This is a genomic window from Streptomyces sp. NPDC047130 (assembly GCF_040643475.1).
GTDB lineage: Bacteria > Actinomycetota > Actinomycetes > Streptomycetales > Streptomycetaceae > Streptomyces.
On record NZ_JBEYUK010000006.1, the window covers coordinates 121,019 to 146,620 of the forward strand.

The 25,602-nt window shown below is 66.8% G+C and carries 18 protein-coding genes; 4 read left to right on the forward strand and 14 right to left on the reverse strand.

Annotated elements, in window-relative coordinates:
• Positions 1-94: 94 nt before the first annotated feature.
• From ABZ836_RS11095 to fxlA, 8 genes are all read right to left on the reverse strand, one after another.
• Complete coding sequence (locus ABZ836_RS11095) at positions 95-649, reverse strand: hypothetical protein (protein WP_361141322.1); 555 nt, start codon at positions 647-649, stop codon at positions 95-97.
• A 302-nt stretch (positions 650-951) separates the two neighbouring features.
• Positions 952-1,506: a hypothetical protein gene (locus tag ABZ836_RS11100; RefSeq protein WP_361141324.1), complete on the reverse strand. Its 555-nt coding sequence runs from the start codon at positions 1,504-1,506 to the stop codon at positions 952-954.
• A 231-nt stretch (positions 1,507-1,737) separates the two neighbouring features.
• On the reverse strand, positions 1,738-2,202 hold the full coding sequence (locus ABZ836_RS11105) for an ATP-binding protein (protein WP_361141326.1): 465 nt from the start codon (positions 2,200-2,202) through the stop codon (positions 1,738-1,740).
• A gap of 350 nt (positions 2,203-2,552) precedes the next feature.
• Positions 2,553-3,758, reverse strand: coding sequence for a methyltransferase, FxLD system (gene fxlM, locus ABZ836_RS11110; protein WP_361141328.1), 1,206 nt, complete (start codon positions 3,756-3,758; stop codon positions 2,553-2,555).
• A 34-nt stretch (positions 3,759-3,792) separates the two neighbouring features.
• Positions 3,793-4,884, reverse strand: a complete 1,092-nt coding sequence (locus ABZ836_RS11115) for a lanthionine synthetase C family protein (protein WP_361141330.1) — start codon at positions 4,882-4,884, stop codon at positions 3,793-3,795.
• A complete protein-coding gene (locus tag ABZ836_RS11120) occupies positions 4,881-7,886 on the reverse strand; it encodes a lantibiotic dehydratase (protein ID WP_361141332.1) in 3,006 nt (1,001 codons plus the stop codon). The genes ABZ836_RS11115 and ABZ836_RS11120 overlap by 4 nt, the downstream gene beginning before the upstream one ends.
• Before the next feature lie 64 nt (positions 7,887-7,950).
• A complete protein-coding gene (locus ABZ836_RS11125) occupies positions 7,951-8,115 on the reverse strand; it encodes an FxLD family lantipeptide (RefSeq protein ID WP_361141334.1) in 165 nt (54 codons plus the stop codon).
• Positions 8,116-8,129: 14 nt separating this feature from the next.
• Positions 8,130-8,297 carry an FxLD family lanthipeptide gene (gene fxlA / locus ABZ836_RS11130; RefSeq protein ID WP_361141336.1) on the reverse strand — a complete coding sequence of 56 codons (168 nt, stop codon included), beginning with the start codon at positions 8,295-8,297 and terminating at the stop codon, positions 8,130-8,132.
• Positions 8,298-9,131: 834 nt separating this feature from the next.
• Here fxlA and ABZ836_RS11135 point away from each other — a divergent pair.
• The 4 genes from ABZ836_RS11135 to ABZ836_RS11150 all read left to right on the forward strand — a co-directional run bounded on the left by ABZ836_RS11135 (position 9,132) and on the right by ABZ836_RS11150 (position 12,659).
• Positions 9,132-10,049 carry a helix-turn-helix transcriptional regulator gene (locus tag ABZ836_RS11135; protein WP_361141338.1) on the forward strand — a complete coding sequence of 306 codons (918 nt, stop codon included), beginning with the start codon at positions 9,132-9,134 and terminating at the stop codon, positions 10,047-10,049.
• Positions 10,050-10,062: 13 nt separating this feature from the next.
• The gene (locus ABZ836_RS11140) at positions 10,063-10,278 is read left to right on the forward strand and encodes a DUF397 domain-containing protein (protein WP_361141340.1); all 216 of its coding nucleotides are present in this window, start codon (positions 10,063-10,065) and stop codon (positions 10,276-10,278) included.
• 126 nt (positions 10,279-10,404) lie between these two features.
• A complete protein-coding gene (locus ABZ836_RS11145; RefSeq protein ID WP_361141342.1) occupies positions 10,405-11,763 on the forward strand; it encodes a helix-turn-helix transcriptional regulator in 1,359 nt (452 codons plus the stop codon).
• The gene (locus tag ABZ836_RS11150) at positions 11,760-12,659 is read left to right on the forward strand and encodes an aminoglycoside phosphotransferase family protein (RefSeq protein ID WP_361141344.1); all 900 of its coding nucleotides are present in this window, start codon (positions 11,760-11,762) and stop codon (positions 12,657-12,659) included. The genes ABZ836_RS11145 and ABZ836_RS11150 overlap by 4 nt, the downstream gene beginning before the upstream one ends.
• Before the next feature lie 103 nt (positions 12,660-12,762).
• Here ABZ836_RS11150 and ABZ836_RS11155 read toward each other — a convergent pair whose 3' ends face one another.
• The 6 genes from ABZ836_RS11155 to ABZ836_RS11180 form a co-directional block, all read right to left on the reverse strand.
• Positions 12,763-13,536, reverse strand: coding sequence for a transposase (locus ABZ836_RS11155; protein ID WP_361141346.1), 774 nt, complete (start codon positions 13,534-13,536; stop codon positions 12,763-12,765).
• A gap of 211 nt (positions 13,537-13,747) precedes the next feature.
• Positions 13,748-14,242 (reverse strand): hypothetical protein, encoded by a 495-nt coding sequence (locus ABZ836_RS11160; protein WP_361141347.1) that lies wholly within the window; start codon positions 14,240-14,242, stop codon positions 13,748-13,750.
• Between the two features lie 338 nt (positions 14,243-14,580).
• Positions 14,581-16,131 carry an AAA family ATPase gene (locus ABZ836_RS11165; RefSeq protein WP_361141349.1) on the reverse strand — a complete coding sequence of 517 codons (1,551 nt, stop codon included), beginning with the start codon at positions 16,129-16,131 and terminating at the stop codon, positions 14,581-14,583.
• Between the two features lie 348 nt (positions 16,132-16,479).
• Positions 16,480-19,176 carry a DUF499 domain-containing protein gene (locus ABZ836_RS11170; protein ID WP_361141351.1) on the reverse strand — a complete coding sequence of 899 codons (2,697 nt, stop codon included), beginning with the start codon at positions 19,174-19,176 and terminating at the stop codon, positions 16,480-16,482.
• Positions 19,177-19,359: 183 nt separating this feature from the next.
• The gene (locus ABZ836_RS11175) at positions 19,360-22,074 is read right to left on the reverse strand and encodes a DUF1156 domain-containing protein (RefSeq protein ID WP_361141353.1); all 2,715 of its coding nucleotides are present in this window, start codon (positions 22,072-22,074) and stop codon (positions 19,360-19,362) included.
• Positions 22,058-25,549, reverse strand: coding sequence for a helicase-related protein (locus ABZ836_RS11180; RefSeq protein WP_361141355.1), 3,492 nt, complete (start codon positions 25,547-25,549; stop codon positions 22,058-22,060). Before ABZ836_RS11180 ends, ABZ836_RS11175 begins: the two co-directional genes overlap by 17 nt.
• Between the last annotated feature and the right edge of the window lie 53 nt (positions 25,550-25,602).

A 25,602-nucleotide genomic window follows, 5' to 3' on the forward strand; every position in this document is an offset into this window, starting at 1 on the left:
CATGGAAGAACTCACAACTCACCCCGCTGAAGAAGAAGTCATTGCAGCGCGGACCGCCCGCCGGCCCGCACCCAGGAGAAGCGGCCGGCAGGCGTCACCGCGCCACGACGGCCTGCACCTCGTCCACCAGCACCTGTTGCTCGGCCGTCAACGACAGGCCGCGCTCCGTCCCGCTCTGCCCTCCGCTGGACCACTCCACGTCCCACACGACCGTGACCGTGACGTGGTACTTGCCTCCCGGCTCGGCCAGTGACGCACGGCGGTACACATGACCGCAGTCCGGCGACTCCGCGTCCGCCCGGAACCGCGACGAGTACGGCGTTCCCGGCCCGTCACAGGTGACGGACGAGCCGTCGCCCATGGACCACACGGCTCGCCGGGGCCGCGCCGTCGCGGTGACCGACACCCCGGGCACCGTCACCGTCTCGCTCACCGGCCGCCAGCTGGCCGCCGGCATCCACATCCAGGTCGGCACACGCACCACCTGGGCGAAGTCCTCGTCCGGGTTCATCCGGATCACCGGCGTCGGCAGCGTCAACTGCGCCACCGCCTGCTGCGCGAGCTCGGCCGGGGACACCTGCGGAACCACGGGCTCGGAGTCCTGCCGCTTCTTCCCCTTGGTCGGAGGCAGGATCGGCACGTACGTCACACCGAACCTGCCGTTGGACTTCCACGGCACCCTGTACGGGGCAGCGCCTCCCACTTTGACTGCTGGCGCCTGCGCTCGTACTGCTCCACCTCGGCGGGCTGCAGCGCCAGCCCGGCCGGGCGATTGCCTTCCCGCGCCCCGCGACGCCCGCAGGTCGCATCCACCGCCCCCGCAGCGCACGCCGACGCTGCCGCCGAACCCAGAGTCGGCCAGGACCCCAGGAGCGGTCGACAGGCTCGTCCCAACAGCCGCCACGCCGACGGCGACTGCGAGAAGAGCTGAGCGAGTCCGGACCACCGGGCTCACCCGATGCACGTGCCCACCTCGTGGATGTACAGCGACTCCACGAGCCAACGATCACCGTGCCTGCTGACCGTGGCGTCGATCAGGTGATGCCCTCCGGGGACGTCGTTCTTGAGCTGCCCGTCGCTCTTCCGGTACATGAGCCATCGGCGCGAATCCGAGCAGTCGCTGATCACCACCTTGTCGGCAGCAACGCTCTTCACCTCGGGCGAGAACGTGGGCCGTCCTCGCGCGACCACCCCGTCCTTCTCGTACGACCGCATCATGTGCAGGAGGAGCTGATAGGCCCCGTCAGTGGCGTAGTCATCGAGGCCAGGGTGCTTGACGTTCGCCGTGTGGGAGGCCTCAACCGTCTCGTTCCACATGGCCTTGTAGGCGGCAACCGCCTCTTTCGAACCGTCGGCCGCCGCGGTGCTCTGCGACTGCGATGGTGGCGGAGCTCCTCCTGCCCCTGAAGCTGCCGCTCCACCTTCCCGTGGCGTGCACGCCACGCCGGTGAACAGCAACGCCGCGACGCCGAGCGTGGCGACGTGAAACATGCCGGGCTTGATCACTTTTGCCCTCCATTTCCCCGTGACGCCACGTATAGCGATCGGGAGGCCCCGTCTTGCCATGGGAACTTCACAACTCGCATCAGATGGAGGGCATTGACCCAACCAACTAGCTTTCCGTGAGCTGCTGTTGGCTCTCAGGAAGGGCAGCGGAACGCTCTGGAGGTTCCCTCCTTCGGAGGAACACCCCTGACACTCGATGACGTGCACGGGGTTGACGCCGAGGGCCGGGCTCTACCGCGGGAGGACCATCCACGCGACCTTTGCCGGACCGGGTGCTCTCCGGAACCCCCACCGCCCCTGGCTGAGCCGGTCCACGATCTGCAGCCCGCGCCCCCGCTCCTCAAGCGCCGCGCAGAGGGCGTCCAGGTCTTGGAAGTCAGAGACGTCCGAGGAGACAGGCCGACGCGGCTGCGGAATCTCCGGAAGGTGCGGGTCGTGATCCTCCACCTCGCAGAGCAGCTCGCCACCGCTCTCCTTGTGCAGCCTCAGTTCGTACGGGCCGACGCCGTGCTCCACGGCGTTCGCGACGAGCTCTCCGGCGGCGAGTACGGCGTCGTCGATGACGGGTTGCGGGAAGCCGAGCTGATCGAGGGCGCATCGCAGGGCTCTGCGCGCCTGAGCCGGTGCGCAGGCGGTCTCGGTCGTCCAGGACCACAGGACACTGGCAACCGTTTCGCGGCGGCGGGTCACGGTCATCGACGGCCTCCCCGGGCGGCGTGGCGGCCCCGGACCACCCGGCGGTGACGACCGCGGCCGGGGGCGGCGCACAAGCGGGCTTCGGACAGGGCGTAGGACGTGGTGGTCGGCGCGGCACACAGTAGGAGGGCCGCCGTGAAGAGAAGCGCCGTCATGGTTCATCTCCCGTTGATCGCGATGGGTCCACGACGACGACAGCGCGAATACATAAAGAGGGGAATACCCCTCTTACGAGAACTTTTCGGGCCGTGCGTTTCAGGGGGCCGGGCAGGCGAATTGCCTGCCCGGCCGGTGCTGCTCATCCGCCCTCTGGGTGCTGTTGAGCGGCGGTGCTCAAGGAGGTTGACGCTTCAGGTGTAGGCGATGACCATCCGGGCGGACGGCTTGTCGATGACGTGCCCAGGCGGCAGTTCGTCGTCGGGCGTTCCGACCGGGTAGATCCGGATGACGGGGTCGGCGGTGCGGGCGCTGCCCCAGGCGCGGATCTGTTCGGTGAGGCGGGCCGCGAGGTCTCCTCCGGCCGGGCCGTAGCCGACGGCGCCGAGCATGAACCTGGTCGGCTCGCTGCCTTCGACGCGGTGCAGGGTGACGTAGGCGATGGAGTCGCCCTCGACCAGGGCGGGGCTCAGCGCGGGCACTGTCGGACGCCGCATCCGGTGCGCGGCCAGGAATTCTGGCTTCACCGTGAGGCGGCAGGTCGCCGCGTCGGCAGCGCTCAACCGCAGCCAGATCGGGGAGAGGTCCTCGTCACCGGCGACCTCGAATCCGGTCCAGATCAGGTGCTCGGCCGGGTCGTCGATCGTCTTGCGGAGGGTCTCCGGGCGCACGGGCTGGTCCGCGTCCCAGTAGAGGCGGAAGGTGCGCTCTTCGTCCACGAAGCCGTCAAGCTCGCCGCTCTGCCCGACCATCGGCAGGAAGCCGCACACGGCGAGTGACTCCGACTTCAGGGCACCGTCGCCACCGCGGACGAGAGCGACGCTGCGGGTCAGTCCACGCCACCGCAGCGGCAGCACGATCCGGCCGTCCGGCGCGAGCTGGTCCCACCAGGCCGCCGGGAAGTCCCACACGCCGACGGTGGCGATGATGCGGTCGTACGGACCGTGCTCGGGGGCGCCGGCCGCGCCGTCACGCTGCAGGACTCGCACACTGCCGTACCCGGCGGTGGCGAGACGCTGCCGGGCGTGGGCGACGACGTCGCTGTGGACGTCGAGGGCGGTGACTTCTCCGGCGAGCCCGGTGAGGTGCTGCATCAGTGCCGCGTTGTAACCGGTCCCCGCTCCTACTTCGAGGGCGCGTTGACCGGGCTGGATGTTCAGTTGCGCGAGCATGGCGTACACGATGTCCGGCTGCGAGGCGCAGGAGAGCGGGAGCGCGTCCGGGTCCGGGTTCTCCTTGATGTTCACCGCGCGGTTGGCGTACGCCTCTTCGAGCGTGGCCCCGGGCACGAAGAGGTGCCGGGGCACGGTGCGCATCGCCTCCTCGACGCGAGGGTCGGGGAACGCGGTGGTGCTGTGCAAGTGGTCGACGAGCCGGTTGCGCAGGTCGGTGTCGGTCACAACGGGTCCTTCCATCAGGTTCGGCGGTTGCGGGTCAGCTGGGCAGGAGGAGACAAAGGTCCCAGTCGGTAGGCGGGTTGGCGCGCACCAGGTCGATGCCGGCCGCGCCTTCCATCAAGCTCGGGTCGTTGTCTCCGCTCGGGGTTGCGAGCTTGTCCTCGAGGTGGAGGAGCACGGTCTGGAGGCTGGATCCGGCGCTGTCTGCGGCGGTTCGGCGGACCGCCTGTAGGAGTCCGGCCCAGCCGTGGCAGAGAGACAGATCGGTGAACAGGTGCGTGTGGCGCGTGCATCCGGTGAGTGCCTGCTCCGCCTGGTGCTGCAGGCGGGTGTCGTTCATGGCGCGTCCGGCGAGGTGCAGGGCGCGGGCGATGCCGGGGGTGCCGTAGCACCAGGACGGCCGGGCCGGGCCGGTACCGGCATGGGGGACGCCGCGGGCGTGTTCGGCGAGGGTAACCCAGTACGGCCAGTGGGCGTCTTGCCCGGTGCCCAGCCGCCATTCGGCCAGGTGGCCGCAGATCCGGGCGATCGCGGTGTCGTGACCCTCGGTGGTGATGCCGCGCAGGGTGCACAGGGCGAGGTAGGCGAGCGGCCCGGCGATTCCGTGGGCCATGCCGAAGATCCCGTTGCCGTCGGCGTCTTCGGGCGTGGCCTGGTTCATGGCGGGGGTGGTGGACCACCAGCCGGGCACCGTGACCCCTGAGTGGGTGAGGGGTTCGGTGAGCCGCACCAGATACGCGGCGATGGCCGTCGCTTCGTCCCGGTCGCCTGCCGCGAGGTGGTAGACGCCCAGGCCGGTGAGGCCTGTGATGACGTCGAACTCGTCCTTCACCGGGGGCACTCCCGCGTCGATGCGGCGGTGGGCGAGTTCCAGACGGGCGCGGGTCATGTCCCGGACGTGCGGGGCGAGCTGCGTTAGCGCCCGCCGCGCGGCCGGTGTGTCGGCGTGGAGAAGGGTGTAGGCGACGGACGGCGCGCCCTCGTACAGGCCGCCCGCGCCGAGCGGGCCGCGGAGCATCGCGGCAGCGGACTTCGTCAGCTTCTGCGGGTCGGTGTGGAGCTGGGCGAGGGCGATTCCGGCGGCGCCCCGGTAGAGGGACTGTCCCCATCGCGGGTCCGGCGGCGTCATGCGCTGTGCTCCTCACGGGCGAGCGCGGCGACGGCGGCCTGGCGGGCGAGTTGGCGGCAGACCGCTTCGTCGTCCCGGTCCACGCCCCGCATCCGGTTGTGGTGCATGTGCAGCAGGGAGTCGAGGACAGCGGCCGGATCCAGTTCCTCCGGCAGGAACTTCCGGTAGTCGGCGAGCGCCTCGGCACGCCGGTCCCACGCCTCCGCCACCACCGGACTCCAGCCCCTGCCTGCCGGGGCTCCGGCCCGGACTTCGTGCCGCACCACAGCAGCCACAGAGCGGTCTACAGGCCGCGACGGTGCGCGGCGGGCGACCAGGTGACGCAGCCCTTGATCCCTGCCGAGGAACCCGAGAGCCAGGTCGACAATGCTGACGGCGGTCGCGGCCTGGCCGCTCCCACCGGCGGTGATGAGGGCGGCGACGAAGCGGGAGTCCGCGGCGAACACCCGCTCCGCGGCTTCCATCGCGCTTCCGGGTCCGTAGCGTCCGATCTCCGGCCGGTAGGAGGTCAGTACCGCGTCGGAGATCAGGCCCTGGTCGCGGAGTTGTGCCGCCCACTGCCAGACCGTGTCCGCGAGCGTGCCGTGCTGCTCGGGGTCGGCCGCCCGGACGCGCAGCCGGAGGTGATCGGTGTCGGTGGGAGTCAGGTAGCGGATGAACCACCACGGTGGATGACCAAGCGATTCGGCGAGGCAGGGCAGGAGCCGGATCACCTCTTCGTGCTGGTCGGGGTGCGTGTACAGGTGGGTGCACACCCACCTGCCGTGCGGCCTGTCCAGCAGGGGGGCGGACGCCTGGTTGGTGAGAAGGGGCAGGGGCCCGGTCAGCGGGTTGGGGCGGGGCGGCAGTGTGCTGGCCAGGGGAATGGCGATCTCGTGGGCGTGTCCGCCGATCCAGCCGAAGGCGTCCGCCGGCGGCGCTTCGGTGAGGACTGCTTCACCGCGCTGATCCACGTGCTGGCGCAGCAGCTCGGCGTGCGCGGACACGTCCAGATCCAGGCGCAGGGTTCGGTCGTCGTCCCGCAGGTCCACGGGCCTGTGGCAGGACCAGGTGGTCCGCCAGTCGGTGAGGGCGGCGCTCCAGTCCCCTTCGGTCGGCACGTTGTCGCGGGTGAGGAGCCAGCGGGCCGGGGACAGCACGGTGCGTCTGTAGCGGACGCGGGGCAGGAAGGGCAGAGATGCCGCGGCCGGCCCCCAGTCGAAACCGCTCCAGCGCGGGCCGAAGGCGCGCACGAGGTGGGCGATGAACCGCGCGAGCAGCGGCGGCTGCTTCTCCAGTGCCATCGCGTGGAACACCTGCGGGTCGATGACCTGGCGGCGGGAGACGCTGACCAGGTGGAGGCGGGACGAGGTCGCCGTGACGGCCAGGTCGTCCACGTCGATGATCTGCGCCGGGTCGTCCGAGGCGCGGACCTCGCCCATCGGCATGACGTGGTCGAGGTAGGCGGGGATGCGGGCCACGCTCTCGGTGTGCGGGTAGAGGCCGGGGAAGGACATCTGCGCGCGGACGGCTCCGTCGATCTCCGCGGGCATTGTCCGGTAGACCCCCTCCAGACCGCTTCCGGTAGCGGCCGGGGTGAACCGGGAGGTGAGGGTTCCGGCACTGCGCGCGGGGGTGACAACGAGGTCGTAGTCCCCTCGCTCCAGGGCGTCCACGTCGGTGGCGTGGATGCGGGCGCACATCTCCACATGCGCGGGAGCCTCGGTCTTCGCCGTGCCGCCCGCCAGGTGGTCGACCGTGCCGCCGGTCAGCACGATCTCCTCCTGGCCGGTCGCGGCCGCCTTCCACGCGAGGTGCAGCAGCCGTTGGTCTCGTTCGGACACGCCGGAGCGTGGGGCGGGCCTTCGGGAGCCCGGGTAGCTGTGCGGGTAGCCGAGACCTGCGACCAGGCCGACGACTTCCTTGAGGGGTACGAGCGTGCCCGTGCCGTATCGCTCCCAGAAGGCGACCTGGAAGTCGTTCCACGCCCCCTGGCCGTCCGGATGGCGGCTGAGCCTGAGCAGCACATCAGCGGCCCGTTCCATGTCCCGCACCACCCGGCCGGGAACCTCCATCTCGACATCGAGAACCAGGTCGACGGCAGTGGTCCACCGGGCATCGGCCGCAACCGCACGAAGCGCCCTCTCCACCTCGTCTGCGAGCACCGGCTGGGCGGCAGGCGGAGCCTGGTTGTGCCTGCTGATGCCCTGCCGGGCAGCGTCCAAGGAGACCAGCAGGTCGGCGGCCTCGGGCGTCTCGGTCGCGCCGGCGGCGCGCAGCTCACGGATCACGTGGGTGAGCGGGTCGGGTTCAGTCATGGGCGCACGCAGGGAGCTGACCAGGAACCTCTTCTCCAGGAGGGATTCCAGCAGGCGCTCGGCGCGCGCTGGTTCGGACCCGGGGAACGCCTCGGTCAACGCGTCGCACAGATCGGCGAAGATGACCGGCCGGGCCGCGAGCCGCTCCACCAGGTCGGTGGCCGGAGTGCGCCGCACGGTGGCGCCCATGGGGCCGCCCCACTGGACGTGCAGGTGATCGCCCCGGCGGGTGGTCAGGTTGTTCAGGACGACGGTCAGCCGCTTCCGGATCGCGGGCATTTCTTCCAGTCGCCGCACGATGTTGTGGACAAGGTCGGCGTCCGCCCGCATCACCGTCCGGTGGTCGCTTCCCCAACGCACCTTCAGGGTGTGGCCGACGACGGCCGGAGCCACGCCGGCGAACAGCCCGAAGGGGGTCGGTCGTCCCACAGCCCTCAGCAGGTAGCGGACGGCGGAGGCTGCTGCCCGCCTCACCGCCCGGGAACGCACCTGCTCTCCCGCGCACACGGCGTCCAGCGTCTGAGCGAGAGCTGGGCTCGCCTGCCGAACGCCGGCCGCGAACTGCCCGTCGCTCCACACCACGCGCAGCCAAGCAGAGCACGAGTCGGCGTCACCCAAGTCGGGCCACCACGCGGGAACTTCGGTCAGCGGCTTGGTGGCTGCGCGGAGGAGGGCAGTGCCGACATTCCGGTAGATGCTCATCATGTACCTCCAGAGGCGGCCGGGCCGGGGAGGTGACGGCCTCCCCGGCCCTTGGGGAACGGGCTGATCAGCTGTTGCTGGTACAGGACGAGCTACTGGTCGAGCCGCACCCTCCGTCACTGCCGCAGGGCCGCGGCAGCAGACCGGCACCGGTCTCGGTGAAGACCTCGACGGCGGTCGCGAACGGGTCGGCGTCCGTCTTGGGTTCGATGGTGGCGACAGCGTTCCTCATGTCCCGGGTGCTCCTCAGACAGCGCTGGTGCAGGACGAGGAGCAGGTGCTGCCGCAGCCGTCGCCGGTGCCGCACGCCTGCGGCAGCAGGTCGGCGCCGGTCTCAGTCGAGACCTCGATGTCCGTCTCGAACGGGTCCGCCGGCATGGTCTCCGGCCGCGGGCTGACGAGGGTGTTCAGCATTGCTGGTTACCTCCTGATGGATGGCTGCTGTGCCAGGCTCACTGCCGGGCACGGTCTCCGCCCCGCAAGGGGCGGCCCTCCCCGGGCGGGGAGAAGTCTTGGGCGCACGTCGGAGTCCGTGCGGGTCACGTTTCGGGGGCAGGCTCCGAGAGCTGTGGTCAATCCCCGGGCCGGATCAGGCGGGAGAGATGTTGTCGGCCGCCGTGGACCAGGGGGTGCCGTTCGCGGGGCGGATGTGGGCGACCCCGACGACCCGGTCACCGTGCCTCTCCTGGACGACGGAGATCAGCTCGCCCTCGGCCCGCTGGCCACGTCACGGACCATCCGGTGCAGGAGCGGGTGGTCCTCCCGCGCGCTCTCCCTGCGTTCGACGGCTGCCAGGCTCACGAGAGCGGGCTCCGTCCGGACGTCCGTCATTCCCTGGAGGAACCGCTGCCACCCGGCCCAGGCGCGGTCTTGGAGCGCACGACTCGGGCCGAACGGCGAGTCGGGGGCCAGGTGCCGGAATCCGCCGGCGCCTTCCACGGCACGACGAGGCTCACTTCGGTCCGGGTAGGCGTGCTGATCAGGAAACGTCACGGGAGCCACCAGTTCTGGTCTTGGTCCGGGCTGAGCAGGAAGGCGCATCACCGGAACGCGTCCGATCTGGCCTTCGTGGTTGTGGACTATTGCCGCTGGATCGCCCGCCGTGTAACGCTCACGCCGAAAGTGTCCGCATGGGCGATACAGGCATATGCCGGGAGGAACGCATGGGTCGACCGACCCTGTAACTTCCTGACTGCCAGGGCGAATCCCGAAGGTGCCCACCACGGCACGCGTTCGAGGGAGGGCGAGATGACGAACGGGACGGTCTCGGAGACCGTCGGGACCAGCCTGACCGGTGAGGGCGGGCCCACCACTCGCCGTCGCCAACTCGGCCTTCGCCTCTTGGCTTTGCGCGAGGCTGCCGGTCTATCGGCCGAGGAGGCGGGCGAGCGAGCGGGGATGTCCAAGGCGACCGTCAGCCGCTACGAGCGCGCCAAGGGCAATGTCCGCTGGAACCAGGTGGACCAGCTCTGCCGCGCGTACGGCGTGAGCGACGCGGAACGCCAGGAGCTCGTCGAGCTGGCCAAGAACAGCAAAGCCACCGAGGCCTGGTGGCTCCCACTCGCCGGCAAACTGCCGGGTCAGCTACGGATGCTGCTCGCTCTGGAGAACGAGGCGTCCAGCATCAGCCAGCACACCATCGGCGTGATCCCCGGGCTCCTCCAGACTCGCGACTACGCCCAGGCCATCAAGGTCGCGCCCGAGGCAGCGCTGCCACCGGCCGAACTCGACATCTACCTGTCGACGCGCATGCAGCGCCAGCAGATCCTCGACCGCCCCGCACCGCCCAGCTACCACGTCGTCCTTGACGAGTCCGTGATCCACCGCCCGGTCGGAGGTGCGGCCGTCATGGCGGCACAACTCCATCACCTGCTCAAGCGGGCCGAGCAGCCTCACGTGACGGTGCAGGTTCTGCCGTTCTCCTCCGGCGCCTACAGCGTCGCGCTGAGCAGCTTCATCGTCTTCGGCGGCTTCGGAGGCCCGGACCCGGCCCTCGACGTGGTCTTTCTCGAGCATCCGGTGGGCTCCCTCTTCCTCGAAGAGGCCCCCGTGCTCGCGGAGTACTCCCAGGGCTTCGCCCACCTGTGCCGGCAGGCCCTGGACCCCGGCGCCTCGGCGGAACTTATCGACGAGGCGCGACAGTCCTACGTGAACAATCGGAAGTAGCGAGGAACATCCCGTGCCCCAGCAGCCCCTGCACTGGTTCAAGAGCTCCTACAGCGGATCACCCAACAACGAGTGCGTCGAGTGCGCCGTCGTGCCGGATGCCCTGTTCGTGCGGGATTCGAAGGCTCCCAACGCCTCGCCGCTCCGCTTCACGGGAACCGCGTGGGGCTCCTTCATCACGGCCCTCGACACGGGCCGGCTCGACCCCGGTCACGCCGACCGAAGCTGACGTCGGCGGACACCAGCCAGACAGCTTTCGCCCGTTCCACGAGATTGAAGTCGATCGCCCGGGAGCAGTGACGCGGACAGCGGCTGCGGTCCGCAACTGTCCGCATCACAGGTGAGAGGGAGCAGCATGCCGCAGAAGCCGAAGACGCTCGACGAGACGCGGTCGGTGCGCGACTGGTGGGGCAAGGAGCTCCGCAATTGGCGGCAGGTCCGCGGCCTGTCGACGCGTTTACTCGGGGACAAGGTGCACGTCAGCGGCACCACCATCGAGCGCATCGAGAAGAACGAGCGCCCCTGCGACACCGCCCTGGCGGCCCGCCTGGACAAGGCTCTGGAGGCCGGCGGAGCGCTGGTCCGCCTGTGGCGGCTCGTCGAAGCCGATGCGGACAAGCGACAGCCCGCCCCGGACACCGTCCCGCCGACCTCCCACCACGTAGACGACGCCCGCCCCGAACGGAACGACCTCCCCGTGGACCGACGCGCCCTTCTCGCCGTGGGCGGTGCTGCCGCACTGCGGCCGACCTCGCTCCTGGACCTCCTGCCACAGCCGAACCACGCCCCCGCTCCGGCGGAGGTGCGGCCCGAGGACATCGAGCAGGTCCTCACCGCTGCCACCACTCTCTCCGGCTGGGACAACGTCTACGGCGGCGGAGGACTCGTCCGAAGCTCCCTCCTCGGACAGCTCTCCTGGGCACGCGGACTCCTGCAGGCCGACTGCCCATCCGCCCTTGAGCACGACCTGTTCACCGCCGTCGGCCGCCTGGCCGTCGTCATGGGTGCCAGCGCCTTCGACGCCTACGAGCACCAGGACGCCGTCCGGCTGCTCCACTTCGGCCAGCAGTGCGCCGAGCACGCCGGCAACTGGCACCTGCGCGCCACGGCCCTGAACTGGCTCGCCCGCCAGGCCATCTGGTGCGGCCGCCCCGACGACGGCCTCACCCACGCCGAGAACGGCCTCGTCCGCGCCGACCGCCTCACCCACCGCGAACAGGCCATGCTCCACAACGCCCGTGCCCGAGCCCTCGCCAAGATGAGCAAGCCCAAGGAGACCCTCCGCACCATCGGCCAGTCCGACGCCATCTTCAGCGAGGCCCGCCCCGGTGAAGACGTCCCGTGGATGGCGTATTACGACAACGCCCAGCACCACGGCGACACCGGCCACGCCGCCTTCGACATCGCCCTCCTGCCCGGCCAGTCGTCCAACCTAGCCCGGCAACGGCTGCAGACCGCCGTCGACCAGCACACCGACGCCTACCGCCGCTCCCGCGCCATCTCCAGCACCAAGCTCGCCACCCTGATCATGGCCACCGGCGACCCGGCCCACGCCGTCGACATGGCCCACCGCGCCCTCGACGGCGTCGGCCGCCTCCGCTCCCGCCGCGCCATCGACGACCTCAAGGCACTCTCCCGCGCCGCCCGGCCCTACTCCCGCGACCCCGATGTCGCGGCCCTTCAGGATCGCGTCGCCCTGGCGGTGGCCGCGTGACCACCGACCACCGCGCCACCGAGGCGTTCGCCGTCCTCCAGAAGATCACCGCCGCCGCGGACCTCCCCGCGGCCGACGCCCAGCCGATACGCCTCGCCGAGAACGACCTCTGGCGGCTCACCGACGACACCGTCGTACGCATAAGCCGCCCCGGCCAGACAGCAGCTGCCCGCCGCGAAGTAGCCGTGGCCCGATGGCTCGGCGACCACGGCGTCCCCGCCGTCCGCCCCCTGCCGATGCCCCAGCCCGTCGTCGTCGACGACCGGGCCGCCACCTTCTGGGAACTCCTCCCGCCCCACCACCCGGGCACCGAGGCCGACCTCGCCACACTCCTCCGCCGGATGCACGACCTCCCCACACCCGACTTCGAGCTCGGCCGCCTGGACCCGTTCGTCCGCCTCGAAGAACGCCTCCGCGCCGCAACCGTCGTCTCCGACGAGGACCGCACCTGGCTCCTCGACCGCCTCGAACACCTCCGCGACGAGTGGCAGAACCTCCCCGCCGACGGCCGCCCCGAAGCCGTCATCCACGGTGACGCCTGGAAGGGCAACTGTGTCGTCACCCATACCCCCGACCGCCAGGCCCTCCTCCTGGACTTCGAGCGCACCTCCCTGGGTCCGCCCGAATGGGACCTCACCTCCACCGCCGTCGCCTACGAGACCTTCGGCAAACTCAGCCGCGCCGAGTACCAGACCTACTGCGACCACTACGGCCACGACGTCACCACTTGGACCGGCTACCCCACCCTCCGCGCCATCCGCGAACTGCGCCTCGTCACCTTCGCCCTCCAGACCGCCAGCCACGACCCGGGCACTGCGGAGCAGGCGCACCACCGCCTCGATTGCGTCCGGGGCCGACGAGGGCCGCGGCCGTGGGGTTGGCAGGCTGTGGCGTGAGAGGGCGAGGCCCGAACACACCGCCCGCCCGGTTCCTGGCACGCTCCCGGACCGCACGGACGTGAGACCGTCCCTACCTGACTGACCAACTGCGGCTTGCTCGTCATCCGGTGAGGGTGAGGTTGTGTAGGCGGGCGATGCCGAACATGGCGTGGTGGACGCCGTCGCCTTTGAGGCGGCAGCCGCGGAGGATCTTCCAGCTCTTCATGCGGGCGAAGGTGTGCTCAACGCGGGCGCGGCCCTTGCGGTGGGAGGCGTTGTGTTGCTCCTTCCAGGTCGGCAGTTCGTCGCCCTTGTGCCGGCGGTAGTGCGGGATGGTCAGGCCGGTGCCTCGGTGGCCGCCGTCGGCGATCACCGCTGGGGTGGTGCCGACGGCGGCCTCCGCCCCGGATTCCTCCCAGGCCCGGCAGTCTTGGCGGTTGCCGGGCAGCGGCTTGCCGACGGCGAAAACCAGTCGGGTGTCAGCGTCGATGACGACTTGGTGGTTGCTGGAGTAGCGGTAGTTCTTGCTGGAGGCGGCCACAGTCCGGTCCCGGGTGGGAACGAGCGTGCCGTCCACGATGAGCACGATGTCCTTGCGGAAGCGCCGTCTGGGCTGGAGCGCGAGAGCCGGTCCAAGATGGTCGACGATCCGGTCGGCCGCCGACTTCGAGACGCCGAACAGCGGGGCGAGCTGGCGCAGGGTGAGATTGGTGCGCCAGTACGCGGCCACCAGCAGCACCCGGCCCTGCAGCGGCAGCGACCACGGCCGGCCCCTGCGGACCGAATCGGCTCCCTCGCGCCGCAACGCGGTGATCAGCTTGTTGGATTGCCGCGGGCTCAGCCCGGTGAACGCACCTATCCACGAGGGCTCCGACGCCGTGATCACACCAGCCACGGCAAGATCATCTCACCTCTGACCAGCAGTTACGGGACACCCTCTAGACCGTCAGGGCACTCCAAAGTCGACGCGGGGGGAAGCGCGCACCCGACGGCCTGGAACGGGAGCGCGTGTACACCTGTGCTCGTGAGGAGCCAACGGCTAAAACACGGTAGATCCTGCGCGTCACGCAGCGTAGATGGCAGCGATAGGCAAAATGGCTCACGGCCTACACCTCGGCGAATCCGCCATTGATGTACCAAGGGCTGCCAGCCAACGCTTGGTACATGACCCCGCGCCACTGGTTTGGATCGTCTATCAAGATGCTGTCAGCCATTCTGCCGAGGTGCAGGGCTATAGCCTCCCCATCCATGCCCCTCAGGAAGTACCGCAATGAACTCATCTCCTGGGCAGCGTGGGGGCCATACAAAGCCGCCAGGCCAAAGGTGCGGAAGTGCCGACGCACCCGGGCCGCGAGAACACTCTCCCATTCACTCGGCGGCTGCACAAAGAACTCGACAGCGGCGGGGGCGACTTCAATAACACGAGCGAACAGCCACTGCCGCTGTCCGAGATCATCAAAGTAGGGATGGATTGTCTGCTCTTCAGCACTTTCGGGCGCGGCTTCCCCTTTGAGTACGTTGCAGCTGCGGCAGGCGGGGACAAGATTGGTCGGAACTACCGCCAACAGCGGGAAGCCCGCCTTGGGCAAATGGTGGTCCACTGTTGCCACAATCCGCTGACCGCACAATGGGCAGCGGCCAAATCGGACTGCAGCTTTGATCTTGTCGTAGACCTCCCGCCCCGGGGCATTCCGGCGCGCCATTCGCCCGGTGTAGGTCTTAGTGAGCTCCGCTCGTGCCGTCTCATCCCCCGGCTCGTCCCCGAGGTCCCCAAGTGTATGAAGTGCCGCCTGGGCAGCTGCGGCTTCATACCGGTCAGCAGCGTCAGCCACTGCCTCTACCAGGGCCTCCAGCCTCGCCTTTGCTTGCGGACGTGCCTTGCTGATGCAGGTCAGGTAGAGCGACCGGGCAGGAACGTCGGGAGCTGGCAAGGGCCACATCAGTAGCGTTCCTCCGTACCACTGTCCAGACCGCCTGTATCACGAACAGCGATGAGAGCCCGAACGATCGCTTTTGCTTCGCCGCCGAGCTGTCCATCGAATTGCGCGAGGACTTGCTCGTAGGCATAGCCCTGACGCACCAGGGCCTTGAGATCGCGATGGAAACCGGAGTCGGTGACTTCAAGGCCGAAGACCTCGTGTGTGAGCACGCCAACGTTCTCGCCGAAGGTCTCAATCGTGGGACGCTCAGCGACCAACTGGTTTCCGTAGCGCCGCAGCTTCCACACGCAGGAAGCAGGGACTTCCTGGACTACGACGGGTGAGTGGGTAGCAATGACCGCGAGTCCGTTGCGATCGCTGAGCAGGTCAGACAAGGCACGGACGAAGGCGGCCAGCAGCGGTGGGTGCAGATGGGACTCGGGCTCGTCGATGACGACGAGCGTGCGCTCGGTGACATGCTCGACGAGGCGCGTCATGGACAGGAGAACGGCCTTGTGACCCGAGCTAAGACCTGCGAACAGCTGGCGTGCCTTGCGGCGCCGGCTGTTCGAACTCTGGGTGCCCTGGAACTCCTCAAGCCAGGTGTCTTCGATGAAGCCGCTGCCAGCGAACTGCAGGGTTCTCAAGGCTGTCGCCCATCGCTGGGCGCGTTCTCCAGTCAGACAGGCCTCAACGCTTTCGGCGAAGTCTCGCTTGAGCTGATTAGGCGTCTTGATGCGCGGGGCTCGGCCCCCGAGCGTTGGGATCTTCAGTCCCACGTACGCGTAGCGGTCGATAGCCACATCGTTGGCGTGAATGAGAGGGAACTCATCAAAGGCGCTGAAGGTGACGCTTACGAGGTTTGTGAAGGTGTGACGGTCACCGCGGTTGTACTCGATGATGCGGCCCACCTTCCCTTCGTCCGCCTCGTCGTCGGCGATGCAACGTGTCAGTCCATTGAGAAGGAAGGACTTGCCGACGCTGTTGCTGCCGATCAGCACGTGGATATTCGTCGGCGGTAGCGACTGCGGCGACACCTCGAACGGCAGCACCACCGATCTTCCCCCTCCCCCAGCCGGGACCGGTGACTCGTAGGCCACCTGGAAGCCGGCCACACGCTCGCCGCCCTGAGCGATACGACGGAATTGGTCCTCGACCGCAGCATGTTTCACGAAGCGCATGAGTGACTCGCGCGTCACTCGCTCGTACTGAGCACGTTGGAAGATCTGCTCGTCGAACGCCAAGTCCCGCAGTGACGAGAGCACCACCTCGCGGAACCGTTCCCCCAGGCTGCGGAGACGTACGTAATAGCTGTCGTCCTGCCCGAGTGAGAAGAAGGTCTCATCAAGGAACTCGAAGCTCTCCGGCACTTGGACAGACGAGTTGGAGGGCATGCCGTACTCGCCGATTTTCACCTCACCGATCTCGTGCCGGAGACCACGGTCGTCATAAACCACGAGGTGGAACATGGTGACGAAGCCGGAATCCTCCCACCCGTCCCTCTTGAGGATCGCGTGAGAACGAAGCCCCTTCGGCTCCCGAGCGCCCTGCTCCACCATGGTGAATCGCATTCGCTGCCCCTCCCCCTGTGCGCCTTATGTTGTGCTGCGCCCAGCGCGACTCTCCGGCGCCGAATTGAAGCGCCAGAGTAACTATGCCCAGGCACAAGCCTGCAGCCGTTCCCGATCCGACATGGCAGGCCGCTGTCATACTGCGAAGGAGTCATCGGGCCCAAGCCATACGCATGAGCACGCGGACTGGGCTCATCTCTCCTTGGATCGAGCCCCGCGGCCTCCTTCTTCCGCGGGGCTCCGCCTATGACACGGGTGGGTATCGCTCTCCGCCCTGAATGCAACGCAATCCGCACCAGAGCAAGATCCAGGCCGCCGGTTTACACCCAGCTATGCTGCGGCTCGGCCTCACTCAGTGCGCACGTCGAGGTCCTGTGCGGCGGCCTCTTCGAGTGGCTCGATACAGCCGTTCCGGAACGACACTCGGTCAAATTCGCCTTCCGCGTGGATCCGAATTTCGACTCGTACGGATCCCTGCTGGTCACGGAACCAGGAGAGTGCGCGGCCGAGGTCGAACAGACCGGCCTTCCCGATCACAGCTTCGATGTCCGCGATTCGCACGCTGTCGTCCGGCCCAGTGCCAGGCGCCGACGTTGGACTGGCCGGAGCGGGGCCTTGTGAAGGAGGAGTCGGCGATGGCGACGAGGGCGGCTGCTGCCCGCTTCCGGGTACTGGCTGCGGTTTCGGCTGGTTCTCCGGCTCGGGCTCGGCCTCGGTGACGGATTGCAGGCATTCCCGCGCGTAGTCGTGCCAGAGGATCGCGGCATCCTCGGAAAGGTCGATCTCTTCTCCGAGGAGCCTCTCCCCGAATCGAACTTGTTGGGGATCGCGGGGGGAAAGGGAGCCATCACCGCGCACGAGGCCGACCGCGTAGCCCAACTCGGACGACTCCACGGCCTTCGCGATGGTTGATGCGATGGCTTGTTTGTTCCAGAGCTTGGTGAACTCGTAGTAGCTATAGAACCAGTCGACCAGTTCGGCACAGTTGATGATCTTCTTGTCCGAGCCAAGGCCTGACAGGGCGATCAGTTTCGCCGGAGTGACGGAGCTGAAGACGCGCTGACTCAAGGCCTCCACGACGCGCTCGTGCAGCGCGCGTCCCGCTGAAAGCAGGGTGCGAAGGTCGAACGTCTCAAGCACGTACGGCATCTCACCGTCACGAGAACGCGTGGGGAGGGCGACTGCGCTGTACGCCCCACCCAAAGCCGCGGCCGCATCGCGTCGTGCGTTACCTGACTTCTCCCGAAGCTCCTCACTCTGTTCCGGGCTGAAGTTGTACTTGCCAGCCTGGCTGAGAAGGGAGTCGGCCGCCAGGCGCATCCTCACGGCGTGGCGGGCCTGGTCGAACTGCGCCTTATCGGGGAGCACCAAGGCGAGCCCGTTGCGGTATCTCCGCGGACCGCCCTTTCCTGAGTTCTCGATGAACGTAGCCAGCGGCTCACGGTCGGCTGACCAGTCTGGGTGCAGGTAAACGGCGGTGAACAATGGCTGCTCGTCGCTGATCCCACCCGGATCGCTCGGCCACAATGCCACCCCCTTGCTCCCCCGAAGCTGTAGCTCCAACGCGGAGCGCACCTCGGTCAGCACCTCGTTCGACTCAAGCTTGTTGGCTTCGTCTCGAACCAGCTTGGTGAGGTTGGGGGTCGGCTCAAAGCGGTACCGACGACCGGTGTAGTGCAGGTACAGCTCTTCCTCACGCAGGTCGTGCAGGGCCGCGATGACTACGTTGCGGTCAAGGCCGGGCACAAGAACGCTGCGTACGAGGTCAGTCTCCAGGACGCCGCGATCCTCGCCATCGCGTGCGCCGAAGCTGTACAGCATGATGGCCGTCGCAACCCGTGTACCGACTCTCAGCTGTTCGATCATCGGGCTGTTCGCGCCTAGGTGCCTATCCACGGCCGCAGAGCCGGCACCGGCTGACGTGATGTCGCTGGAGAGAACAGAAGTGAATCGCTCTCGTTCTCCGACCTGGGAGAAGAACGCTCCTCTCGACGCCTCGTCCGTGAAGTCGATGTCTCCTGGGCCAATAAGGGGGCTGCTAGCGCCCGAGCGCCACAGAGCGTGGACCACTGCCGCCAGAAACTGAAGCGCACCTCGGGTCCGTTGGTAGGACGGGAGAGACCCCCAGCGGTGGTACATCAGATCGAGGAGATCGGGATGGAACGGGTAGGCAGCAAGTATCCGCTGCTCAAGCGTGTCTGCCGCAACGTCCGCTTCCCTGCGGGCGTCGCTGGTCTCCGCTGCGGCCAGTAGCTGCTTCCGCAGAAGCTGCGAGTACGCGCGCGCTACCTCCTGGTGGACGGCCTCATCGCCCAACTCGGCGAACAAGCGGCGTTGGACAACTCGCAGTACTTCGTCGTCCGCGACGGGTTCGCGCTTCGCGTCGACTCGGGTAACGAGCTTGTCGAGGTCGCTGAGCAGACCTTCGGCGCCTACAGCCTCTCCGACGCTTGCCTGGAGGCTGTACACCATCGCGGCCCGCGGCTGTGCGCTGATTGCTTCCGTAAGCGCCTGTACGAACAGCATTGCCTGCCGACCAGCGGTGGATTCGCCCCGCTGGACGGCCAGGGCCTTTTCGACGAAGACCAGTACCTCGTCTAGGAGGATGAGGGTCGGCTTGTCTCCAAGAACCTGCCGCAGTACATCACCGCCGGGTGCGGAGCCAGTTCGATCGTGCTCCGCGACCAGCTCGAAGCGGCCCAACTGTGCCGCCAGCTCACCCCAGAGAGTGTGGGTTTCGATGCCCGTGGCGCGCATCGGGGACAAGGGGTCGAGTTCTTCGCCGGACAGAACAGCGATCTGTACGTCGCCGGGATCAGCCAGGTCCTTGAGGTCAGGGCATGCAGTGACCGACGCGGCTCGGTCTCGCGCCAGATGGAGGAGCGCAACAAGGCTGTGAGTCTTGCCTCCACCGAACGGAGTACGCAGCTGCAGGACGTGCGAACCGGATCCACCCGCGAGAACGTGCATAACGTCCTCGAGCAACTCCCTCATCTTCACGGTGAGGTACGTCGCGCGGTAGAACCTGCCAGCGTCCGTGTACACGGGCGAGATCCCTGGCCGTCCTCGGAAGACGCCCGCGAGGTTGGCGGCATAGGTGCCCATGTCCAGGACGCCCTCCCGCACATCATCGTGCGGGCTCGCGACCTGCGTCCAGGGCAAAAGCCGATAACTCAAACTCACAGTGTCCCAACCCCCTGTGCTTCAACGTTGCACACCGTCGACACCTCAGACCAGCCCTTGCTCACCGATGATCGACTTCCATGAGACCAGCAGTCGCTCCGCTGCGCTGGCTTCTCTGGGTTTTGACTCGCTCGTGCTGGCCCGGAGAGCTCGCCCGGCCAGCGTCTGGATCAGGTCACGCAACCGCACCATGTCGACACTGACGGACATCAGGTATGGCCGGATGTCGGCCTGCCGATGCTCGAAGCGCCACAGAACAGCATGCGCCACGTCGATCAACGGCGGCGTGACGGCCGGCTCCATGTCAATGAGGGCGATGGTGCCGTTGCCTTCAGTCTCCGGTTGCCCCAGGCGGACGTCATCGCCGCGGTCCTCGAAGTCCCTGAGTACTACAGTGGACTTGACCTTTGAGACGAGCGGGTTCGGGCCAGTCGTCAGTCCGCCGGCGCCGTCCAAGTTGGCTCCTGTCATGCGGGCGAGGTTGTTGGCCTCATCGAAAGGCACAGCCGCGTAGCCGTAGGAGTATTGGGCAGCGACGTAGTAGCGCGTGACCGGGTCCGTGCTGGCCAGCGAGCCGAAGATCGCGTCAAGCACCCGTGTCTGGACCATCTCCAAGAAGGTCTCGGCCGGCAAGATTTCGCCGTTGTCCTGCTCCACCCGCTCGAACCGCGTGAGAGCACGGAGACCGGCGCCTACGGTAGCGATCACCAGGTCGGAGCCAGTGATGCCCAGTTGTTCAAGCCGCTCCCGTCGTTCCTTGATGATGTCGTTCAGTTCAGTCATAACCTCGGCTTCGCTGCCCACACCGACGTCGCTCGCGCGCTTGCGCGCAACGAGGAAGATGGAAGAAGCGAGGCTTGCTGTGCCTCGTCCGACTGCGCGTTCCGGCATCTCTGTATCGAGTGGCCATGCCTCCGTGATGGTGAAGCCGGCGCTCCGAAGGGCCTCAACGAGGCTCGACCACCCCGAAGTGGTCTTGTGCGCATACACGCAGACGAGGGGAGCACCCGGCTTAAGCACCCTGTGAGCTTCGCTGAACGCGCGCTCCATCAGCGTCTCGTAGTGCTCGCGCGCAGCGTCCTTACTCCCCGAGTGCCGGTAGGAAGCGACGACTGCCTCGTTCCTCTTGGGGGTCAGCTCGCCACCGAGATCCGTGGGATACAGGAACCCGACCGAACGCTTCAACCAGACGTAGAAGAAGTCCGAGAGGTCCGCGTAGGAAATGTTGTCGTAGTACGGCGGATCAGTGATGACCGCGTCCTGCGAATCACTCGGAAGCGGCAAAGACGCCGCTGATCCACGTACGCACTTGGCAGGACGGGGCAAGGTAGCGAGCCGTTCGACCAGGTCGGCTGTCTCCTTGAGGTACTTGCGCACGTCACCGGATGCGCCTGCGAACGGGTTCGCCTCGTAGAAGTCCCACACCATGGGAAGCGCCTGTCGCGCGAAGGTGTTGGTGCCACCCTCGTTCTTCGTGTCGAGGCGGCACAGACTGGACAGTCGGTCGGCAACCCGGTTGAGGGCCATGGCCAAAGCAGTGGAGAGCGCGGCCGCACGCCCCAGCTCCATGCCTTGAGCGCGCGCATCATCGTGAACTTGCTTTACGCCTGCAGCCAGGGTACTCAGGGCCAGCAGCTGGCGTGGCGTGAACAAGTCACGATACTGAGCGAACCCATAAACCATGCAGGTGCCGCCAGTGATCCGCATGGTTCCAGGCAGCGACTCCACCAGAGGCTCCACGGGCAGTTCTTGCAGTCGCTTCTCGCACTCCGCATCGTCGGGCAGTTCGTACTCGCCGACTGCGAGGTAGTCGCGGCCTCGCCCCTGCCCGACGGGCTTGGTAACGATGGCAGCAAGCGGCGCGGTACCCATACGGCCGGCGCGGGCCTCTTCCTTCACGTAGCGTCCGGTTACCGGGGCACCACAGATGCGACAGGCGACCTCCCCGCCCCTGGAACCTTCCGCTGGGTCGAAGCCCAGGTCAGCTTCCGTCGTGGCTCCAACTACCTCGTAGCGGAGTACCCAGTTGTCACGGTCCGCCACGGGCTTCAACGCCACGTAGCGGTTCTTCTTGCGGCCCAACCATGTCTGCCGTACCAGGTGAGCATCGTGCTCAGGCGTGGCCGGATTCGGGCACCGCACTGTGCGTGTCCACAGATAGGCAAGGGGCCGACGGCGGCCAACCTCGTCGTCGTCCAGAAAAGGCTGCTGGCCGGTTCCGCTTTCTACGGTCGGGTAGAAGGAAGAAAGCTGATCCCATGCCGAATCCACCCATACCTTTCCCCACCGGCGGATATCGTCAGCCAGCCCGGGATAGCTCTGCGGATATTCAAGGATCATCCGCTCAATAAGGTGGGCAACGGGGTTCAGCTCATTCGCCGTCACTTCGCACCCCAGGCGCAGAGCCTCCAGAGGGATCGCGCCTCCACCGGAAAACAGATCTACGACCTTCGGCGGCCCATCACTGGCTGAGAGCACCTCTTCACGCGCTGTACGAATCGCGTGGTCTGGAGCGCCCCAGGTACAGAGGGCCTCGAAGAAGTCGGACTCCTCCTGGGAGGTGCGCGACCGGCCAGATGCTGGGGCAAGGGCCGCGTAGACAGCAGCTCGCGACGCCGCCAACGGGCGACGGGCCCACCACAGGTGCATGGAGGCAGGGTGACCGACGCGGCCACCCACCTTCTCGCTCGCACTCGTGCGACTGATGACGTCGATCGGGATCGCGTCCTCGATGAGCCGCTTGTCACTGCTGTCCTGCACTGTCATCCTCTCGCTGCGCGGTGTCCGTTTCCGTGACCGCGTAAGTTCGGATGCTAGCGCCCGGCACACGGTAGCCGGTAACCTGCCGGATTTCAGCCACGTTGGGCAGGGTGTGGAAGGGGTCTTGGACCCTCATGAGGACCGGGCTCGTCGTCGCGCTGTAGACGACATAAAGCCAGAAGCCGGTCGACCACCTCTGTGCGGCGTACCACTCAGTCCTATAGAGGCCGACGTCGCCGGAGGATGCGCCGCGCCCCTTCACTTCGATCCGCCGCACTTGGGTGGCCCCATCGGGCAACGTCCGTGTCGAGCGGATGTCGAAGCCGCTGCCGTCCTGGAGGTGCCCGACATACTCGGGCTGCCAGCCGTGCTCCTCCTCGTACGCCATGGCCACCGCAACAGCCGCCTCCTCGACCTCCTTGCTCGGCCGCATGACCTCAATGTCTGGGTCCTCCGGCATCGCTGGGGGAACCACGGAAGCCGATCCGAGGTGTGTGACCTTCCCAGAGCGGACCACTCCGAGCCTGTTGAGGGACTCCAGCTTCGCTGCCCGCCGATGCGCGAGCTCCTTGAGCTGCCGCTCAGCGTTATCACGCAGCAGGCGGTACGAGTCGTCGCCCGCGGCCACCTTGGCGTCGTGCGCCATCCAGCGGTCCTGCAACCGCTTCTTCTGGGCGTCCATGGCCTCCGACAGGTACGCGGAGCGTAGCTGTGCGTGCTCAAGTCGATTGGCTCGCTCGGCGGTGGTGCGGCCAAGCTGCACCTCGACGCGAAGCCAGTCCGTTGCCGCCTTGATCTGGTCAGGAGTCAGGGTCCGCGCTGCGCGATTAGGGGCAGGCGTAAGCGTGTGGAGCACGTCGGCCGGCCCGCGGTGCAGTCCGTCCTCGTCCTCTATAACCGCAACAACCTCGGCGAAGGCGACCTCCGGAGCGCCGTGTACGTCTTCTCCCACCACTTCGTAGGCGAAAAGATGCACGAAGTACGGGGCGCGTGCGCCGGGATCCACAAAGGCGGCCGCGCCTTGAGGGACACCTTCTGCTGCCAGATCGCGCTCTAGTGACTCAGCGAGCGCCGCGAAGAGAGGGTGGCCTGGCGAGCACAACGTTGCATCTTCGTGCTCGACGCGGTCCCGCTCGTCCTTCCGGAAGGTGAGCTTGCGGTACTCGGATGCGGGACGGCCTCGATAGCGGACAGCGGTCAGGTCATCGCTGCGAAGCGCAACGGGTACGTGCTCGATACGCAGCAGCTGGTCGGCCCGACGCTCCACGCGCAAGCTCTGGCGATGAGCGGCTCGGAGGAAGAACGCTTCTACGTACTCGGGCATCAGGCGACGCTCGTCGGAGAGGAAGTTCTGCCCACGGACCCAGTCGATGTCCACGTACTTCTTCGCCAGGGCAATACCGGTGGCCTCTTCATACTCGGCGAGTTTCTCCGAGTCGAGTCGGTTAATTTCGGCAACTGCTGCATCACGGTTCGCTCGTGTCGGGTTAGCCAGCGTCTCCTTAACGAGGCGCTCGAAGTCGACGCCGTTAATTGTAAGGATCTCTCCGATTACATCGTAGACGCGTCCGTCCAAATCCTGACGCATCGCTTCGAGCCGCTGGTGAAGCCGCTCCAGGAGTTCACCTTCTACCGTGTTTGTCGCGCAGAAATTGAAGATCCAGCAGTCCGCACTCTGACCGATGCGGTGTACGCGCCCCATCCTTTGCTCAAGGCGGACCGGATTCCACGGCAGGTCATAATTGATCATCAGATGGCAAAATTGAAGGTTGATACCTTCACCAGCCGCCTCCGTCGCGATGCAGATTTGCTTGTCCTGCCTGAAATCGTGCTGGATACGCTTCCGCTCCGCAGGAGGATGTCCTCCATGAATGGTGCAGACAGAGTATCCCCACTGGCGAAGGTGCCTTTCCAGATAGTCGAGAGTGTCACGATGCTCCGTGAAAATCAGCAGCTTGCCGCGGCCGTCACGCAGCTCTTCGAACTCCGCCCTCTCCAAGCAGTCACGCAGGGCAGCAAGTTTACGCTCCTCGCCCTGCGATCTGACCCTGTCGGCACGCGAAACGAGTTTTCGTAGTTCAACTACTTCGGCACGTAGCTGCGAGATTTGACCGGCACTACTTACTTCCGTTGCCAGGAGATCATCGACGGACTCATCGATGTCCTCGCTGCCGGTTTCGACGTCGTCCATGACATCGGCGTCAGCCGGAATGCGCCCCAGCGTGGCTAGTCGCCGGGTCGCCTCGGCCGGCGTCATCGTGACGAGCTGCTCAATCAGTGCTTCCAGGCGATCGGCGCGCTTGGCCAAGGACGACCTAATTGCGCCAAGGCTTGAGGCAAGTCGGCGTTGCAGCACAGTACGAGCCAGGGCCACAGCGTTACCCCGGGATCCCCCACTGGAACCCAAGTACGTGTTTACGTACTGCGTGACATCAAGATAGAGGGAGAATTCCGCCGGCGAGAGCTGGAACGGCTGCGTGCGGACATGCCGCTCAACAAACAGAGCGCCGCCATGCTCATCAACTAGGTCTTCCTTCTGGCGGCGAAGGAAGTAGGGATTGTTGTCGTTGGAAATCTGCTTCTTGATAAGTTCCGATGTTGAAAATTGATCCGGGTCCAGCAGTCCAAGGAAGCGCGTGAACCTATCCTCGTCTCCTGAGTGAGGCGTCGCGGTCAGCAGCAGGAGGCGGTCGGCCTGCTGTGAGACACCTTCCACGAGAGAATACCGCTTCGTCTTGACGATCCTCTCATCCTTGCCCCGCTTTGTGAAAGCAGAAGCCTTGTGAGCCTCGTCTACAATCACCAAGTCCCATTGGCTACGGAAAAGATCGTCTCGAACGTCGTCCCGCTTAGCGAAATCGATGCTACTCACGACCAGCGAGTAGCGTTCCCACGGGTTTTGCCCGACCTGGTTCCGGACTTGCTCGCTGGAAACCACTTCGAACTGCTCATCAAACTTGTCTAGCATTTCGTCCTGCCACTGAGTTGTCAGCGGAGCAGGACAAAGGATCAAGATTCGCTCGACGGCACCGCGCAATTTTAGTTCTTTAAGCAGGAGACCAGCCATGACGGTCTTACCGGCGCCCGGGTCATCCGCAAGCACGAAGCGCAGCCTCGGCTGCGGCAGCATATGGCGATACACCGCTTCGATCTGGTGCGGCAGGCCTCTTACCCCGCTCATCGAGACAGCGAACAGGGGATCGTGGGCAAAGGCGTGGCGGATTCGCTGAGACTCGACCCACAGAGAGAGATCTCGAGGGTCCACGAGTTCTGGCTGCGGCGTTACGTTGGCAAGCGCCGACCGGAACTCCTCCTCCAGTACTTGGGTCTCGTCTGGCGCACCGTCGGCGTGACGGACTCGCACTAGGAACACGCCCGGCCCGATGGATTCGACGTGCTCAACCCTCACGGGGTGAGTGAAGTGACCATCCAGCATGATCAGACGGTTCTTAGCGCGCTCCCCCAAATCATCCACGTCCTGGTCCTTCCTTCACTCCCACAGCGGCCGACCCCCAACGTATCCGATGC